The 16,462-nt window shown below is 73.8% G+C and carries 11 protein-coding genes; 5 read left to right on the forward strand and 6 right to left on the reverse strand.

Annotated elements, in window-relative coordinates:
• The first annotated feature begins 53 nt into the window (after nucleotides 1-53).
• On the forward strand, nucleotides 54-2,084 hold the full coding sequence (locus ACFRU2_RS15080) for a helix-turn-helix domain-containing protein (protein WP_382972054.1): 2,031 nt from the start codon (nucleotides 54-56) through the stop codon (nucleotides 2,082-2,084).
• Nucleotides 2,085-2,198: 114 nt separating this feature from the next.
• Here the strand turns inward: ACFRU2_RS15080 and sucD are convergent, their stop codons facing one another.
• The 5 genes from sucD to ACFRU2_RS15105 form a co-directional block, all read right to left on the reverse strand.
• A complete protein-coding gene (sucD, locus tag ACFRU2_RS15085; RefSeq protein WP_274549144.1) occupies nucleotides 2,199-3,089 on the reverse strand; it encodes a succinate--CoA ligase subunit alpha in 891 nt (296 codons plus the stop codon).
• Nucleotides 3,090-3,110: 21 nt separating this feature from the next.
• The gene (gene sucC / locus ACFRU2_RS15090) at nucleotides 3,111-4,289 is read right to left on the reverse strand and encodes an ADP-forming succinate--CoA ligase subunit beta (RefSeq protein WP_250744077.1); all 1,179 of its coding nucleotides are present in this window, start codon (nucleotides 4,287-4,289) and stop codon (nucleotides 3,111-3,113) included.
• 307 nt (nucleotides 4,290-4,596) lie between these two features.
• Entirely contained in the window at nucleotides 4,597-5,766 is a 1,170-nt protein-coding gene (locus ACFRU2_RS15095) for a VWA domain-containing protein (RefSeq protein WP_382972056.1), read from the reverse strand.
• 193 nt (nucleotides 5,767-5,959) lie between these two features.
• Entirely contained in the window at nucleotides 5,960-8,278 is a 2,319-nt protein-coding gene (locus tag ACFRU2_RS15100) for a DUF5682 family protein (RefSeq protein WP_382972058.1), read from the reverse strand.
• Nucleotides 8,275-9,381: an AAA family ATPase gene (locus tag ACFRU2_RS15105; RefSeq protein ID WP_250744079.1), complete on the reverse strand. Its 1,107-nt coding sequence runs from the start codon at nucleotides 9,379-9,381 to the stop codon at nucleotides 8,275-8,277. The genes ACFRU2_RS15100 and ACFRU2_RS15105 overlap by 4 nt, the downstream gene beginning before the upstream one ends.
• Before the next feature lie 134 nt (nucleotides 9,382-9,515).
• On the opposite strand from ACFRU2_RS15105, the gene ACFRU2_RS15110 reads away from it, so the two are divergent.
• Complete coding sequence (locus ACFRU2_RS15110) at nucleotides 9,516-10,955, forward strand: SWIM zinc finger family protein (protein WP_382972060.1); 1,440 nt, start codon at nucleotides 9,516-9,518, stop codon at nucleotides 10,953-10,955.
• A 217-nt stretch (nucleotides 10,956-11,172) separates the two neighbouring features.
• On the forward strand, nucleotides 11,173-12,807 hold the full coding sequence (locus ACFRU2_RS15115) for a DUF5691 domain-containing protein (RefSeq protein WP_382972062.1): 1,635 nt from the start codon (nucleotides 11,173-11,175) through the stop codon (nucleotides 12,805-12,807).
• 352 nt (nucleotides 12,808-13,159) lie between these two features.
• Here the strand turns inward: ACFRU2_RS15115 and ACFRU2_RS15120 are convergent, their stop codons facing one another.
• Nucleotides 13,160-13,567: a cobalamin B12-binding domain-containing protein gene (locus ACFRU2_RS15120; RefSeq protein WP_382972064.1), complete on the reverse strand. Its 408-nt coding sequence runs from the start codon at nucleotides 13,565-13,567 to the stop codon at nucleotides 13,160-13,162.
• A 183-nt stretch (nucleotides 13,568-13,750) separates the two neighbouring features.
• Between ACFRU2_RS15120 and ACFRU2_RS15125 the strand changes: the two genes are divergently transcribed.
• Together ACFRU2_RS15125 and ACFRU2_RS15130 are read left to right on the forward strand one after the other, a co-directional pair.
• Nucleotides 13,751-14,512 carry an esterase/lipase family protein gene (locus tag ACFRU2_RS15125; protein ID WP_382972066.1) on the forward strand — a complete coding sequence of 254 codons (762 nt, stop codon included), beginning with the start codon at nucleotides 13,751-13,753 and terminating at the stop codon, nucleotides 14,510-14,512.
• A gap of 256 nt (nucleotides 14,513-14,768) precedes the next feature.
• The gene (locus tag ACFRU2_RS15130) at nucleotides 14,769-16,304 is read left to right on the forward strand and encodes a peptidoglycan DD-metalloendopeptidase family protein (protein WP_382972068.1); all 1,536 of its coding nucleotides are present in this window, start codon (nucleotides 14,769-14,771) and stop codon (nucleotides 16,302-16,304) included.
• The last annotated feature ends 158 nt before the right edge of the window (nucleotides 16,305-16,462 follow it).

Below are 16,462 nucleotides of genomic sequence, written 5' to 3' on the forward strand. Positions count from 1 at the left end.
TATACGTTTATGTACTTTTTCGGTCAGAGCGTCCGGGTCGCGGGGAGTCTGGCATGACACAAAGCGTCACGGAGCTGGGCCTCCCCACCCCGAAGGAACGCCGACGCCTGCGCGAAGCAGCCGATCTGACGCACGAAGAGGTCGCGGCGGCGGTGGGCGTCACCTCGAATACCGTCCGCTCCTGGGAGACCGGCCGCACCCACCCCCGGGGCCGCAAGCTGGAGGCCTACTCCAAGCTCCTGACCAGGCTGTCCGCGGACGACTCCCCCGGCTCCGCCCCCTCGGGCCCCACGGCCCGGGCCGACGGCTCGGCGGCCCCGGAGGGCCCTGACCGGAGCAAGGGCAAGGGCGCGGGCTCCGCCTCGGGTTCCGCCGGCCCCGCGCAGGGCCGGGGCGAGGGCACCGGGGCGGCACCGGTCGCCGACGGTACGCCCGCCCGGCCCCTGCGGCCCGCCTGGGCCAACGGCACCGCCACCCCCGGGGCCGACGCTCCCCCCGCCGGAGCGTCGGCGCCCGCCGCAACCGGAGCCGCCGGGGCGGCCGCGGACGCGGCGTCAGCCCCGGGCACCGCGCCCGGCAGCCGGGTCGACAGCGCCGCGGGGGACGACGCGGAGGGCACCTCCGAGGACGCGGCACAGGTCGCCGGGGCGGCAACCGGCGCCGCTCCCGCGGATGCGGACACCGCGTCAGCCGCCGACGCCCCCGAGGGCAGGTTCGGGCTGCGCATGATGCGCGGACTCACCCGGCCCGTCGGCGCGCAGACCCGGCCCAAGCCCGCCGCCAAGCGGGCCGCGAAGCCGCCCGTCGGGATGCCCCGGCACGAGGCCAAGTCCCCGGTCAAGGCCGGGGCCGCCGCGGGCGGCCACGGCGGAGGCGGCCGCGCAGCCCTCCGCCCCGGCAGCCCCCTGCCTCCTGGCACCGGCACGGACACCGCCACGGACGCCGGTACGGGCACGGCCCCTGACACCGGCTCGGACGCCGGAGCGGGCTCCGGGACGCACTCCGATCCCCGCTCCGGGAAGGCCTCCGCGCCGGACACCGGGGCGGGCCCGGCGCACCCCGCCGGAGCGGGCTCCGGGACGGGCTCCGGCTCGGACGCCGCGTCAGCGGCCGCACAGGCCGCCGGAGCTGACCCGACATCGGACCCCGCACCGGCCCGCAAGGCCACCGGACCGGCCGAACCCGAAGGAGACCCCGGTACGCCGGGCAGCCCGGCGGCGCAGGCCCGTACCGCCCCCCAGGACGCCCCGGGCGAGGACGCCGCCCCGACGGCGTCGGCGATCGACGCCTTCGAGGCCCTCTACGACCGCATCGCCCCCGCCCTGACCCGCCAGGCCTACCTCCTCACCGGCCGCCACACCCTCTCCTGCGAGGCCGTCGAGCGCGCCTTCCAGCAGGCGTGGGAGCGCTGGCCCGAGGTCGCCACCGACCCCGATCCGGTCGGGTGGGTGCGCGCGGCCACGTACGAGCACGCGCTCTCCCCGTGGCACCGGTTCCGCCGGGCCCACCGGCACCCCGACGAGCCCCCGGCCGATCCCGCGGACCGCATCCTCCTGGACGCGATGCTCGCGCTGCCCCCGGCCCACCGCCGCACCGTGCTGCTCTACGACGGCGTCGGGCTGGACCTCCCCGACACCGCCGCCGAGACCGAGGCCTCCACGCCGACGGCCGGCAACCGGCTCGTCAACGCGCACGCCGACCTCGCCGACCAGCTCCCCGAACTGGACGGCGTACCGCCCGCGAAGCAGTCCGCGGTGCTGCGCGAGCGGCTCGGCACACTGCGGCCCGCGGTCCCGCTGGAGCCGCGCGCGGCAGCCGTCGTACGGGTGGCCGGCGAGCACCGCAACCGGCTGTGGACGCGTGCGGTGATCGGGGTGACGGCCGTCATCACCGCGGCGACGGCCTACACCTGGGTGACCGCTCCGACCGAGTACGAGCCTCCGCGCGCCCCCGGCGCGAGCGTGTCGGGCGTGCCCCCGCACAGCGGCCCGCAGCAGCTCACGGACGAGGGCCGGCAGCTCCACGACAAGCTGCTGTCCGATCCGTCGGCCGGACCCTCCCGGATCTCGCCGAGCCTCGAATAGCGGCACGCCGGGCATCCCCCGCGTACGGAAACGGGCGTGGCCCGCACCCCTCACAGGGTGCGGGCCACGCCCGTCTGCACGTACAGCCGAAGGCTGCTGCTTACTGGTTGCTGCTTACTGCGCGGCGTTCAGGATCTCGCGCGCCAGCTTCGCGGTCTCGGTCGGCGTCTTGCCGACCTTCACGCCCGCGGCCTCCAGGGCTTCCTTCTTGGCCTGTGCGGTGCCAGAAGAACCGGAGACGATCGCACCGGCGTGACCCATGGTCTTGCCCTCGGGGGCGGTGAAGCCCGCGACGTAGCCGACGACCGGCTTGGTGACGTTCTTCGCGATGAAGTCCGCCGCACGCTCCTCGGCGTCGCCGCCGATCTCGCCGATCATGACGATCAGGTCGGTGTCGGGGTCCGCCTCGAACGCCTCGAGGGCGTCGATGTGCGTGGTGCCGATGACCGGGTCGCCACCGATGCCGACGGCGGAGGAGAAGCCGATGTCACGGAGCTCGTACATCATCTGGTAGGTCAGCGTGCCCGACTTGGACACGAGACCGATGCGGCCGGGCTTGGTGATGTCGCCCGGGATGATGCCGGCGTTGGACTGGCCGGGGGTGATCAGACCCGGGCAGTTCGGGCCGATGATCCGCGTCTTGTTGCCCTTGGCGGACGCGTACGACCAGAAGGCGGCGGAGTCGTGCACCGCGATGCCCTCGGTGATGACGACGGCCAGCGGGATCTCGGCGTCGATCGCCTCGACCACGGCGGACTTGGCGAACGCCGGCGGGACGAAGAGGACGGAGACGTTGGCGCCCGTCTTCTCCATCGCCTCGGCGACGGAGCCGAAGACCGGGACCTCGGTGCCGTCGAAGTCGACGGTGGTGCCGGCCTTGCGCGGGTTCACGCCGCCGACGATGTTGGTGCCGTCAGCCAGCATCAGCTTGGTGTGCTTCATGCCCGTGGCACCGGTCATGCCCTGGACGATGACCTTGCTGTCCTTGTTGAGGAAGATAGCCATGTGAGTCTGTGACCTCTGCCCTTACTTCGCAGCCGCGAGCTCGGCGGCCTTGTCGGCCGCGCCGTCCATGGTGTCCACGCGCTGAACCAGCGGGTGGTTGGCGTCCGAGAGGATCTTGCGACCCAGCTCGGCGTTGTTGCCGTCGAGGCGGACGACCAGCGGCTTGGTGACCGCCTCGCCCTTGTCCTCGAGCAGCTGCAGCGCCTGGACGATGCCGTTGGCGACCTCGTCACACGCGGTGATGCCACCGAAGACGTTGACGAAGACGGACTTGACGTCCGGGTCGCCGAGGATGATCTCGAGACCGTTGGCCATGACGGCGGCGGAGGCGCCACCGCCGATGTCCAGGAAGTTGGCGGGCTTGACCCCGCCGTGGTTCTCGCCGGCGTACGCGACGACGTCGAGGGTGCTCATGACGAGACCCGCGCCGTTGCCGATGATGCCGACCTCGCCGTCGAGCTTCACGTAGTTGAGGTTCTTCGCCTTGGCGGCGGCCTCGAGCGGGTTCGCGGCAGCGTGGTCCACGAACTCCTCGTGGCCCGGCTGGCGGAACTCGGCGTTCTCGTCGAGCGAGACCTTGCCGTCGAGCGCGATGACGTCGCCGTTGGCGACCTTCGCGAGCGGGTTGACCTCGACGAGGAGCGCGTCCTCGGCGATGAAGGTCGCCCACAGGGTCACGAGGACCTCGGCGACCTTCTCGGCAACCTCGGCCGGGAACTGCGCCAGCGCGACGATCTCGCGGGCCTTCTCGATGGTCACGCCCTCGTTGGCGTTCACCGGGACCTTGGCGAGCTTCTCCGGGGTCTCCTCGGCGACCTGCTCGATGTCCATGCCGCCCGCGACCGAGGCCATCGCCAGGAAGGTGCGGTTGGTGCGGTCGAGGAGGTACGAGACGTAGTACTCCTCCAGGATCTCCGGAGCGGTCTCGGCGATCATCACCTTGTGGACCGTGTGGCCCTTGATGTCCATCCCGAGGATGTCCGTCGCACGGGCGACGGCCTCGTCCGGGGTGGCGGCCAGCTTCACGCCGCCGGCCTTGCCGCGGCCGCCGACCTTCACCTGCGCCTTGACGACCGACTTGCCGCCCAGCCGCTCCGTGGCCTCGCGCGCCGCCTCAGGCGTGTCGATCACTTCACCGGCCAGCACCGGTACACCGTGCTTGGCGAAGAGGTCCCTCGCCTGGTACTCGAACAGGTCCACGCGCGTCCGTCCCTTGTCTTCAAAGATTCGCAGTGATTCGCGGTTGTCTGCTATCTGCGTGGGCGTGCCGCGGAGGGCAACGTGACGGCGCTGTCACAAGGAAGGCGCACACGGTGACCGTGGACGCGGCATGTCCGTCCCGCAGGTTATCCCCGTGGGACGTAGGTCCCTAAATCGCAGATCACACCTGAGCGGTGATACCTGTCACAGATCGCCTCACGGTTGAACTGCATCTTCGTGCGATCCGCCGATGTACGGCCGCCGCGAGGGCTCTCCTACGGGGCTGCGCGCGGCCGTGCCCGCCGGGTCACGGGACGGGCAGGGGACGCTTCTCCAGCGCCGCGGCCATCACCTCCGGGAACAGGTCGGGCGTGCAGGCGAAGGCCGGGGCGCCGAGTGCGGCGAGGGCGGCGGCGTGGTCCCGGTCGTAGGCGGGCGCACCCTCGTCGGACAGCGCGAGCAGCGCCACGAACTCCACCCCCGCCGCCTTCATGGCCGCGACCCGCTTCAGCATCTCGTCGCGTATGCCGCCCTCATAGAGATCACTGATGAGGACGACGACGGTGTCGGCGGGACGGGTGATCTTCGACTGGCAGTAGGCGAGCGCCCGGTTGATGTCGGTGCCGCCCCCCAGCTGGGTGCCGAAGAGCACGTCGACGGGATCGTCGAGCTGGTCGGTCAGATCCACGACAGCGGTGTCGAAGACAACCAGCCGGGTCGCGATCGAACGCATCGAGGCCAGCACCGCCCCGAAGACGGAGGCGTAGACGACGGAGGCCGCCATCGAACCCGACTGGTCGATGCACAGCACGACCTCCTTCTTCACCGCCCGCGAGGCGCGGCCGTACCCGACCAGCCGCTCGGGAACGACGGTCCGGTACTCGGGCAGGTAGTTCTTCAGGTTCGCCCGGATGGTCCGGTCCCAGTCGATGTCCGCGTGCCGCGGCCGGCTGATCCGGGCGGACCGGTCGAGCGCGCCCGTCAGCGTGGCCCGCGTCCGGCTCGCGAGCCGCTTCTCCACCTGCTCGACCACCTTGCGGACGACGGCGCGGGCGGTCTCCCTCGTCGTCTCGGGCATGGCCTTGTTGAGGGAGAGCAGGGTGCCGACGAGGTGCACGTCCGGCTCCACCGCCTCCAGCATCTCGGGCTCCAGCAGCAACGCGGACAGGCCGAGCCGCTGGATCGCGTCCCGCTGCATGACCTGCACCACGGAGGTGGGGAAGTACGTCCGGATGTCCCCGAGCCAGCGCGCCACGTGCGGCGCGGACCCGCCGAGCCCGGCCGACCGCTCCCCCGCCCGCTTGCGTCCCCCGCCGCCGTCGCCCCCGTAAAGCGCCCCGAGCGCGGCGTCCATCCCCGCGTCCACCCCGCCCAACGCGACCCCGGTCCCCTCCCCGTCTCCCCCGCCCAACACCATCCGCCACCGCCGCAACCGCTCCGCGCCGTCCATCTGCCTACCTCCCACTCTCGAAGCCATCCCGACACCACCGCTGCCGCTGCGCGGCGCAAAGTCCCCTACCGGCTGGTTCATCCAGCCCCTCCGGCGTTTGAGGAGCGGGGGTCCGGGGGCTGGCCCCCGGCAACGGCGCCGCACCCGGGGACGGGTCCGGGCAGAGCCCGGGGAACGGTGGAAGGGCGGGTAGGGGACCCAGCCCCGCGCAGCGGCCCGGTCACCCCCGCGCGCCCGCCAGCAACAGGTGGACCAGGTCCACCACCGCATCCGCCCGGACAGGGTCCAGCTCCAAACCGAAGCCGACCGGCGCCGCCCCGGCTCCCGCCCCCGCCAAGCCACCGCCCGGCCCCCGCCGCACCAACTCCCCCAGCGTCCGCCGAACCCCCGCCTCGTACCCACCGAAGGTCCTCCGCAGGAGCGGCAGCACATCGACGAACGCCCGCTCCGGCACCGAGACCAGCCACGCGTCGATCAGCCCCAGCAGCCGCTCGTCGTGCACCAGCAGCGTGCCGCCGCCGGAGGCCCCGCCCGCGAACCCCTCGATCCAGCCCGCCGCGTCGGCCGGCGCGCACGCCGGGGACAGCGAGAGCCCCATCAGCCGCGCGGTCTCCTCGGGCGGCAGCCGCCCGTCGTCGAGCAGCAGCCGCGCCGCCCGCCCGCGGATCAGCCCGGGGACGGTGTCCCGCCCGGCCAGCGTCCGCAGCACCGCCGCCCAGCGCTCCCGCAGCCCCTCCGCGTCGAGCAGCCCGATCGCGCCGTGCACGCCGTCCACGTGCCCGCGCAGCTGCTCCGCCGCCTCCGCGTCCAGCCCCGCCGCGCAGGCGGGCGGCAGCGCCACGCATATCCGCTCCGCGAGCCCGGCCGCCACCGTCGCCAGCGCCGCCGCGTCGGTGCCCCGTACGTCCCCGTAGCGCAGCGAACGGGCCAGCGCGGGCAGTGCCTTGGCCAGGCCCGCCACATCGGTGTCCAGCGCCGCCCGGTCGGCGAGGGCCCGCAGGACGGCGGGCAGCGCCCCGGAGAGCCCGGCCAGCAGGCACCGCTCCGCCAGGGCGGTGACCTCGCCCAGCTCGGCTGCTCCCGCCGCGTCGGCCTCGGCCCTGGCGGTGGCCGCCCCGACGACGGTGGTCCCCCAGATGCCGGCTTCGGCCACCCGTACCGCGAGCTCCGGCTCCCAGCAGAGCCGCCAGGTCTCGCGGAAGGTGCCCGTGCTCCCCCGGGAGGCCGTCGGCACGCCCCAGTCGATGCCGAGCAGCCGCAGCCGGTGCAGCAGCAGGGACTTGGCCGCGTCGGTGTCCTTGCGCAGGTCGAGCTCCAGCTCCCGGTCCTGCGCCTCGGGCTTGAGGCGCAGCGTGCGCTGCTGCCGGGTCAGGTCGCGCTGGAGCGGTACGACGGGCGCCGCGTCGGGGACTTCGCCGAGGACATCCCCGACGACGAGCCGGTCCTCGATCAGCGCGAGCGGTATGTCGGAGCCGTCGCACATCACCGCCCGGACCGCTTCCAGGGTTTCCGTCAGCCCCGGCTCCGGCCGGCCCCGCATCGCGGCCAGGGTGTCGGCGAGCCGGACGGCTTCGATGACGTGGGCCGGGGACACCTGCCGGTCCTCCTCGCGGAGCAGGCCAGCGACCTTGGTCAGCCAGCGCTCGACGGGCCGGTCCCGGGCCGCGAAGAGATGTGCGTACCAGCCGGGCGAGGTGATGCCCGCGCCGTACCCTCCGGCCCGGGCGAGGCGCCGGTGGGTCCAGGGCACCCAGGTGGTCTCCACCTTGACCTTGGGCAGCCCGGTGAGGAGCGCCTTGTCGGCGGCCGCGGTGGTCTTCGCCCGCAGGGCCGGGACGTGCCAGGCCCCGCAGACGACGGCGTAGGCGTCGCCGAACTCCCGGCGCGCGGCCCGCATCCGCTGCCGCATGTGGGCCTCGCGCACCAGGTCCCGGTGGTGGCCGCCCGCCCCGTAGGCCTCGCGGAGGGCCCCCATGGCCTCTCCGAGCGCCTCGAACACGGCCAGCGGGTCGGCGTCGGCCGCCGGTCCGGACCCTCCGCGGTGCTCGACCACGTCCTCCCACCACCGCTCGGGGTCCTCGTACCCGGCGGTCTCGGCCAGTACGGCCAGCGGGTCCAGCCGTACGGACCCGGGCGCCGGCGCTCCGTCCCCCTCCCCGCTGTCCTCCCCGCCGTCCTCCCCGCTGTCCGGTACGGCCAGCGAGTGCGCCGCCGGGAGGTCGATGAACCGGACCGGCAGGTCCCGCTCCTGCGCCCACCGGATGGCGGTCCATTCCGGGGAGAAGTCGGCCAGCGGCCAGAACGCGGCCCGGCCGGGGTCGTCGGCCGCGTGGGCGAGCAGGGCGACGGGCGGCCGCATCCCCGGGTCCGCGGCCAGCGGGAGCAGGGCGTCCCCCTCGGGCGGTCCTTCGATCAGCACCGCCACGGGCATGGCCGCGTCCAGGGCGGCCCGCACCGCACGGGCCGAGCCGGGCCCGTGGTGCCGTACGCCCAGCAGCAGCGGGCCGGTGGCGTCCTGGCCGGCCTTCCCCGGGCTCATGCCGTCACCTCCCGGCAGGCCCGGTAGAAGTCCTTCCAGCCGTCGCGCTCGCGGACCACGGCCTCCAGGTACTCCTGCCAGACGACCTGGTCGGCGGCCGGGTCCCGGACGACGGCCCCGAGGATCCCCGCCGCCACGTCGGAGGGGCGCAGGACGCCGTCCCCGAAGTGCGCGGCCAGGGCGAGGCCGCCCGTGACCACCGAGATGGCCTCGGCGGTGGACAGGGTGCCGCTGGGCGACTTGACCTTCGTGCGCCCGTCGTCGGTGACTCCGCCGCGCAGCTCGCGGAAGACGGTGACCACGCGGCGGATCTCCTCCAGGCCCTCCGGGGCGGCGGGCAGGTCCAGGGCGCGGCCCATCTGGTCGACGCGACGGGCGACGATGTCGACCTCTGCATCGGCGGTGGCGGGCAGCGGCAGGACGACGGTGTTGAAGCGCCGGCGCAGTGCGCTGGAGAGCTCGTTGACCCCGCGGTCGCGGTCGTTGGCGGTGGCGATGAGGTTGAAGCCGCGCACGGCCTGCACCTCCTGGCCCAGTTCCGGTATCGGGAGCGTCTTCTCGGACAGGACGGTGATGAGGGTGTCCTGCACGTCGGCGGGGATGCGGGTGAGCTCCTCGACGCGGGCGGTCATGCCCTCGGCCATGGCCCGCATGACCGGGCTGGGTACGAGCGCTTCGCGGCTCGGGCCGTGGGCGAGGAGGCGGGCGTAGTTCCAGCCGTAGCGGATGGCCTCCTCCGGGGTGCCCGCGGTGCCCTGGACGAGGAGGGTGGAGTCTCCGCTGACGGCGGCGGCGAGGTGCTCGGACACCCAGGTCTTGGCGGTGCCGGGCACTCCGAGGAGCAGCAGCGCGCGGTCGGTGGCGAGGGTGGTGACGGCGACTTCGACGATCCGGCGCGGGCCGACGTACTTGGGTGTGATGACGGTGCCGTCTTCGAGCGTGCCGCCCTGCAGGTACGTGGCCACGGCCCACGGGGAGAGCTTCCAGCGGGCCGGGCGGGGCCGGTCGTCGACGGCGGCCAGGGCTTTCAGTTCGTGCGCGAAGGCGTCTTCGGCGTGCGGTCGCAGCGCCTCTGCGGTGGTCTCGTTCCCGGTCGTGGCCATGGTCCCCCTCCAATGCTCCGCAGCCGCTTCCGACTGCTGCAACCACGATGCACCCGACCACTGACAACGCCCCACGGGAGATGCGTTGTTGCAGGTCAGAGCGATTGTCAGTGGGGGTCTCTACGGTGGAACACATGACTGAGCAGGGGGTCCGCTGGACAGCGGAACAGGTACTGGCTCTGGCTCCTGACGACGCCTCACGCAAGGCGGGGGCCAAGCTCGGCGCGGCGGGGCCGTGGTCACAGACCGGAGGTTCCGCTTCCGGTGCGGTGTGGGGGTTGTGCAAGGGCAGCGGCAGCACGCCGTACCGGACGGTCGTCGACCTGTCCGGGCCGGCGTACAAGTGCTCCTGCCCGAGCCGGAAGTTCCCGTGCAAGCACGCGCTGGGCCTGTTGCTGCTCTGGGCCGCGGAGGGACTCGGCACCCCATCCGAGGCTCCGGACTGGGCGGACGCATGGCTCGTGGAGCGGGCGGCGAAGGCCGCGCGACCCGCGGCCGACGGCTCCGGCCGGGCCGGGCCGGCGGACGAGGAAGGAGCGCGCAAGCGGGCCGAGCGGCGGGCGGCCCGGATCGGCGCCGGCGTCACCGAGCTGGAACAGCGGCTCGCCGACCTGGTGCGCGGCGGCCTCGCCGGTCAGGAGCGGGCGGGATATGCGGCCTGGGAGGAGACCGCCGCCCGGATGGTCGACGCCCAGGCACCCGGACTTGCGGCACGGGTGCGGGAGTTGGGGACGATACCCAGTTGCGGCGCCGGCTGGCCCGCCCGGATGCTGGAGGAGGCGGCGCTGCTGCACCTGCTGGACCGGGCCTGGCTGGGGGTTTCGGGACTGCCGGAGCCGCTGGCCGCGACGGTCCGCAGCCGTCTGGGACTGCAGCCCCGGACGGAGGGCGAGGCCGTACGGGACCACTGGCTCGTGCTGGCCCAGTACGACACGGCGTCACCGGACGGCCGTCTCACCACCCGCCGGATATGGCTGCGCGGGCTGGCGAGCGGGCGGCCGGCCCTGGTCCTGGACTTCGGCCCGCCCGGGCGACCGCCGGGGCTGGCACTGCCCGTCGGCTTGGTGCTGGAGGCGGAAGCCCGCTTCCGGCCCGGCTCCGCAGGACTGCGGGCGGACCTCGGGGAGAGGTTCGCGCCGGCCGAACCGTGCCGGACCGCGCCGACCGGCGTGAGCACGGGCGCGGCACTGGAGGCCTACGGCGCGGCCCTGCGCGAGGACCTCTGGCTGGAGTCCTGGCCGGTGGTGCTCGGCCCGGTGGTGCCGATACCGGGAGGACGACAAGGACAACAAGGAGGACAAGGGGGACCGGGGGGACGACAGGAAGGAGCGCAGGGGGAAGGCCAGGGCCCGCAACAGGGCGCAGTGTCCTGGCAATTGGCGGACGCGGAGGGGACGTCCGCCCTGCCCGTGCCCCTGACCGGGGCCGGGAGCCGGCCCGGGACCGGGTTGTGGCAGCTGGCCGCGCTCTCGGGGGGCGGCCCGTTGACGGTGTTCGGCGAATGCGGACACCGCGGATTCACCCCGCTGACGGCCTGGCAGCCGGGCTCCTCGGAGCCGGTGGTGCTGGGCTGAGCGGGCGGCAGGGGAAGGCGGCGGCGCGGGGGCGCCGACGCAATCGAGACGAGTGAGCCGGGGGGCTTTCGTGGACGACAACCACGCCAGTTGATGCCGTAGGTGCGGCCGTGTGTGCCACAGGGAGATCGAGCTGCTCCGGTCCCGCGGAGGGGGCGGGACCGGAGCAGCCGCCTGCACACGGCACGGCACGCGAAGGAAAGAGGGAGGGGATCCGGTGAACACGACCACGGACACGACCACGAACGCGACGACGGACGCGACGACGGACGCGACCACGGGCAGAACGACGGGCGGATCGACGGACCCGGCCTACGGGGACGCGGGCTGGGACGAGCTGGTGGCCGCCGCGCTGCTGGGCACCGAGCGGCGCCGGGGCAGTCCCGGGGCACTGCTCGGGGCCGCGGCCGTGCAGACGGTACGGCGCCGGGCCGGGCTGAGACCCGCCGAGGCGGGCCCCCGGCCCGAGCCCGCGCCGCACGACCCGCGTCCCGAGCCTCCGGAGCCGGCCCGGCGGCGGCTCGCGCAGCTGTTGGCGGGCCGCGCCGGTGCGGGCAGCGGCAGCGGGCGGCGGGGGGCCGCCCCGGACCTGACGGAGCTGCTGCCGCAGTGGCTGGCCGCCGCCGGACAGCACGGGTACCGGGCTCCGGCTTCGCTCGTGCCCGCGCTGCTGGACGTCGCCCGGGCCCGTAGCGACCTCAGGCCGCCGGCCCTGGCCCTGGCCGGGACGCGCGGGCTGTGGCTGGCCCGGCTCAATCCGGACTGGCGGTTCGCGCTGCGCGGGGGATACGGAGGCGCCGGCGAACTGCCCGACGCGGAGGACTCGGCGGGGGTGGAGCGGCTGTGGCAGGAGGGGCTGTTCGCGGAGCGGGTCGCACTGCTCGGCCTCGTACGGGCCCACGAGGCGGCCGCCGGGCCGCGGCTGCTGGAGACCACGTGGAGCACCGAGCGGGCCGAGGACCGGCTGATGTTCCTCGACTCCTTGCGGGTGGGGCTGTCGGCGGACGACGAGCCCTTCCTGGAGGCGGCGCTGGGCGACCGCAGCCGCAATGTCCGGGCGACCGCGGCCGAGCTGCTGTCCGCGCTGCCGACCTCGGCGCTGGCCGGGCGGATGGCGGAGCGGGCGCTGGCCTGCGTCGGCCCGGAGGGGGTGACGCCGCCCGCCGCATGCGATGCGGGGATGCTGCGCGACGGCGTGGTCAAGCGGCCGCCGGCCGGTCGCGGGGAGCGGGCCTGGTGGCTGGGGCAGTTGGTGGAGTCCGCGCCGCTGTCGTGCTGGCGGGAGCGGTTCGGGGGGCTCGGCCCGGCGGAGATCGTGGCGCTGCCGGTGGCCGAGGGCTGGGCGGAGGAACTGCACGCGGCCTGGTGCCGGGCCGCGGTGCGGCAGGGCGACCCCGCGTGGTCGCAGGCCCTGCTCGGCTCGGCCTCAGCACCGCCCGCGGCGGGCCCGGCGACGGCGTCGCTGGCGGAGCGGGCGAAGCTCCTGTCGACCCTCGGGGATGAGGAACGGGCGGCGTGGGTCGCGGAGTTCATACGTGCGCACGGACTGTCGGAGGCGTTCCAGCTGCTCGGGGTGTGCGTGGTGCCGTGGGCGGGGGCGCTGGGGAGGGCGGTGATCGAGGCGCTGGACTCCGCGCGGGAGGCGGGGGGCTACCCGTGGAGCTTCAGCGGGGTGATGGGGCTGGCGGAGCGGTGCCTTGATCCTGCGGAGGCGGGGCGGCTCGATGCGCTGGCGGCGGAGCCGGTGGAGGAGGGGGGTGCGGCGGCCTACTGGTCGGAGGCCTTCCAGCGACTGGTCGCCACCCTGCGGCTACGGGCCGCGCTGCACGCGGAACTGGCCCCGCCAAGCTGACCGCCACCCCCGGCCGGGGCGCCTCCCCCGCCCGGGGGTGTCGCCGTCGGCGGGGTGCGGGGAGGAGCCCTGCGGGGCAAAGTCCCCTACCCGCCCTTCCACCGTTCCCCGGGCGCTGCCCGGACCCGCGCCTCAAACGCCGGCGGGGCTGGGAATGCCACCCAGCCCGCCAAGGCGTGCACATGCAGGCCTATGCCGGCCGAAATCCAGCCCCTCCGGCTTTTGAGGAGCGGGGGTCCGGGGGCTGGCCCCCGGCAACGGCGCCGCGCGGGCGCGTCTGCCCGCCGCCCAACAGTCGGCCCCGCCGGCGCTTGAGGCGCCGGGGGGCGGTCCGGCGGGCGGGGGCGCCTCGCTATGCCGGCTGGCGGACGTGGGCGCGGACCCACTCGACGATGGCCGTGGTCGTCGCGCCCGGAGTGAAGATCTCGGCCACGCCCTTCTCCTTCAGCGGAGCGATGTCGTCCTCCGGGATGATCCCGCCACCGAACACCTTGATGTCCTCCGCGTCGCGCTCCGCGAGGAGTTCCAGCACGCGCGCGAACAGCGTGTTGTGCGCGCCCGACAGGATCGACAGACCGATCGCGTCGGCGTCCTCCTGGATCGCCGTGTCGACGATCTGTTCGGGGGTCTGGTGGAGGCCCGTGTAGATGACCTCCATGCCCGCGTCCCGCAGGGCCCGCGCGATCACCTTGGCGCCTCGGTCGTGGCCGTCGAGGCCCGGCTTGGCCACCACCACACGGATCGGACCGGTCACACCCATCGCACTGCCTCCCGAGTGAACGAACGTTAAGTACAGCATTGCGCACACCCCCGTTTCGCGGTCAACCACGAGGGGGAAATCACACGTGGGATGGCGTACCACCGCTCCGCGCCGACAGCCGCACGGCACGGGGCGGTCGGACGCCCCGGTCCCGAATCGCCAGGACCTACGGGGGGGCCGTCGATGGGGCTGACCATGTCCGGGGCCGCGCTGCGGGCCGGCGTACTCGAAGCGATCGTGCTCGGCGGGCACATCCTGCTGTATCCCACCGGAGTTCTGCCCGAGCGACCCGCCACCGCCACCCACGAGCGCCCGCCGGTGCTGCTGCTCCACGGGTTCACCGACAACCGCTCCGTGTTCGTCCTGCTGCGCCGCTCCCTCGGGGCCGGCGGCCGGCGGCAGGTGGAGGCGTACAACTACTCCCCCTTCACCCGCGACCTGCGCGTCACCGCCCGGCACCTGGCCCGCCGCGTCGAGGAGCTGTGCGCGCACACCGGGCAGGACCGGGTGGACCTGGTCGGGCACAGTCTCGGCGGGCTGGTCGGGCGGTACTACGTCCAGCGCCTCGGCGGCGACGCGCGCGTCCGCACGCTCGTCACGCTCGGCACCCCGCATTCCGGCACCCGCGTGGCGCCCTTCATGGACGCGCACCCCCTGGTCCGGCAGATGCGCCCGGATTCCGAGGTGCTCGCCGAACTGCGCGCACCCGCCCCCGGCTGCCGGACCCGGTGCGTGGCGTTCTGGAGCGAGTTCGACGAGCTGATGGACCCGACCGAGACGGCCCGTATCGAACACCCGGACCTGCTCGCGGAAAACGTGCAGGTCACCGGCATCGGGCATCTCGCCCTGCCCGCGCACCCCACCGTCATCGCGGCGGTCCGGCGCGCGCTCGACGGCCCCAGGCCGATCGCCGTCCCGCAGCCCGGGGCCGCTTCCGTCGCCTGAGCGGGCCCGACCGAGCTCGCCTCGACCGCGGGAGCGAAAAGCGACCTCGAGTCGAACGGTTTTCGAACTCAAGGCCAAGGGTGGGTCTTCAGCCGACCGAAAGGCGGCCGAATGCCCGGTTCCGCCGAGCACAAAACCCTCCGAAGATTGTCGTTGCGTGTAACCGCCGGGTACAGTCACGCCACTGCTCTCCTCCGGGGAACCCCACGTTCCTCGGCCACCCAGGCCCCCCGCTGCCGAGGCGAAAGAGAAGTTGGTGAACGACCGCCCCTCGTCGGGCCAGTACCCCGATTTTGGGTACGACGGCCTTTCCACCACCACTTTCGCTGGCGATTCAGCGTTTACGTCCTATGAAACACAGGGACAGGGCTACAACTACGGCGCTGCCTACGGTTCCTACGACACCGGCTCGTACGACACCACGGCGTGGACCGCCCCCCAGAACGGCTACGCGCAGCCGTCCGTCGAGGGATACGCCGGCTACGACGGCTACCTCTCGACCGTCCCCACCCAGGGCGGCGTCTCCATGGACTACCAGTCCACCGCCTTCGGCTACGAGACCTCCGCCGAGCAGACCGGCCACTGGTCGGTCCCCGGCTACGGGACCGAGACCGGCGCCTACGACGCCACCGCCTGGAACACGGCCTCCGAGCAGACCTACGGGTACACCGGCTACGAACAGCAGCAGCCGCAGCACGTCCCCGAGCCGGTGCAGGAACAGGCCCACGAGCAACAGCACGCGCAGCAGTACGCCTACGACTACGGCTACGAGCCCTACGCCGCGACCTCGCCCGAGGGCGAGCCGGCCTACACCGAGACCGCGGTCTTCTCGTACCTCCCCACCGGTGCGGATGCCGAGGACACGGACGTCGACGTCGACGTCGACTTCCACGCGGACACGGACACGGACACCCGGGTGCACGATCTCCCCACCCAGGCCATGCCGGTCACCCCGGCCGGGCCCGCCGAGCCGCGCCCCTCGCGCCGCGCCGGCTCCAAGCCCGGCTCGAAGCCCGTCGCCAAGGCGGGTTCCGCCAAGACCGGTGCCAACAACCGCCGTCGTACCCCGGCCAAGCGTTCCGCGCTGCTGACCGTGGCCGTTCCCTCGGCCTGCGTGATGGGTGTCGCGGGTGTCGCCGCCGCCTCCGTGGGCGGGCTCACCGGTGCGGACAAGCCGTCCGAGGAGACCACCACCCTGGCCGCGCCCGACCCGGCCTCCATCAAGCCGGTCGCCGCGAACAGCAAGCTCGACACGCAGCTCACCGCCCTCAGCGCCGACGCCGGCGACTTCGCGGACCGGGCGAGCCGCACCCAGGAGCGCATCGACCTGCGCCTGCGCCAGGACGAGGAAAAGAAGAAGAAGGCGGAGGAGGAGGCGGCCAAGGAAGCGGCCCGCCCCAAGTTCGCGCTTCCCGTCGCACGGCACGGCCTCAGCGCCGGCTTCGGGCAGGCGGGCGTCAACTGGATGTCCGTGCACACCGGCATCGACTTCCCGGTGGGCTACGGGACTTCGGTCATGGCCGCCACCGACGGCACCGTGCGCAGCCAGTTCAACAGCGCCTACGGCAACATGGTGATACTCACCGCGCCCGACGGTACCGAGACCTGGTACTGCCACCTCAGCAGCGCCAAGATCCGGTCCGGCAAGGTCAAGGCCGGCGACGTGATCGCGTACTCCGGCGACACCGGCAACTCCACCGGCCCGCACCTCCACTTCGAGGTGAGGCCGGGCGGCGGCTCCCCGGTCGACCCGCAGGCATGGCTGCGCGCCAAGGGCCTGAACCCGAACTAGGACCGACCCGGCACGCACCCACGAACGAACGCGGAAGGGGCCGCCCCCCCAAGGGGGGGGCCCTCCCCGTCTTCCCCACCGTCGTCCGCCGGGCGCCCCACATCCCCCCCCCCCCTCGAGACTCTTCACCCGCACGGACCAAAACAAGAAACAACTCC

Source organism: Streptomyces sp. NPDC056883, from assembly GCF_042788835.1.
Taxonomy (GTDB): Bacteria; Actinomycetota; Actinomycetes; order Streptomycetales; family Streptomycetaceae; genus Streptomyces; species Streptomyces stoeckheimensis.

Bases quoted from the DNA above. Each gene is read 5' to 3' on its own strand.
- ACFRU2_RS15080 (WP_382972054.1), top strand. From the start codon at position 54: ATGACACAAAGCGTCACGGAGCTGGGCCTCCCCACCCCGAAGGAACGC.
- sucD (WP_274549144.1), bottom strand. From the start codon at position 3,089: ATGGCTATCTTCCTCAACAAGGACAGCAAGGTCATCGTCCAGGGCATG.
- ACFRU2_RS15095 (WP_382972056.1), bottom strand. From the start codon at position 5,766: ATGGCTTCGAGAGTGGGAGGTAGGCAGATGGACGGCGCGGAGCGGTTG.
- ACFRU2_RS15100 (WP_382972058.1), bottom strand. From the start codon at position 8,278: ATGAGCCCGGGGAAGGCCGGCCAGGACGCCACCGGCCCGCTGCTGCTG.
- ACFRU2_RS15105 (WP_250744079.1), bottom strand. From the start codon at position 9,381: ATGGCCACGACCGGGAACGAGACCACCGCAGAGGCGCTGCGACCGCAC.
- ACFRU2_RS15110 (WP_382972060.1), top strand. From the start codon at position 9,516: ATGACTGAGCAGGGGGTCCGCTGGACAGCGGAACAGGTACTGGCTCTG.
- ACFRU2_RS15120 (WP_382972064.1), bottom strand. From the start codon at position 13,567: ATGGGTGTGACCGGTCCGATCCGTGTGGTGGTGGCCAAGCCGGGCCTC.
- ACFRU2_RS15125 (WP_382972066.1), top strand. From the start codon at position 13,751: ATGGGGCTGACCATGTCCGGGGCCGCGCTGCGGGCCGGCGTACTCGAA.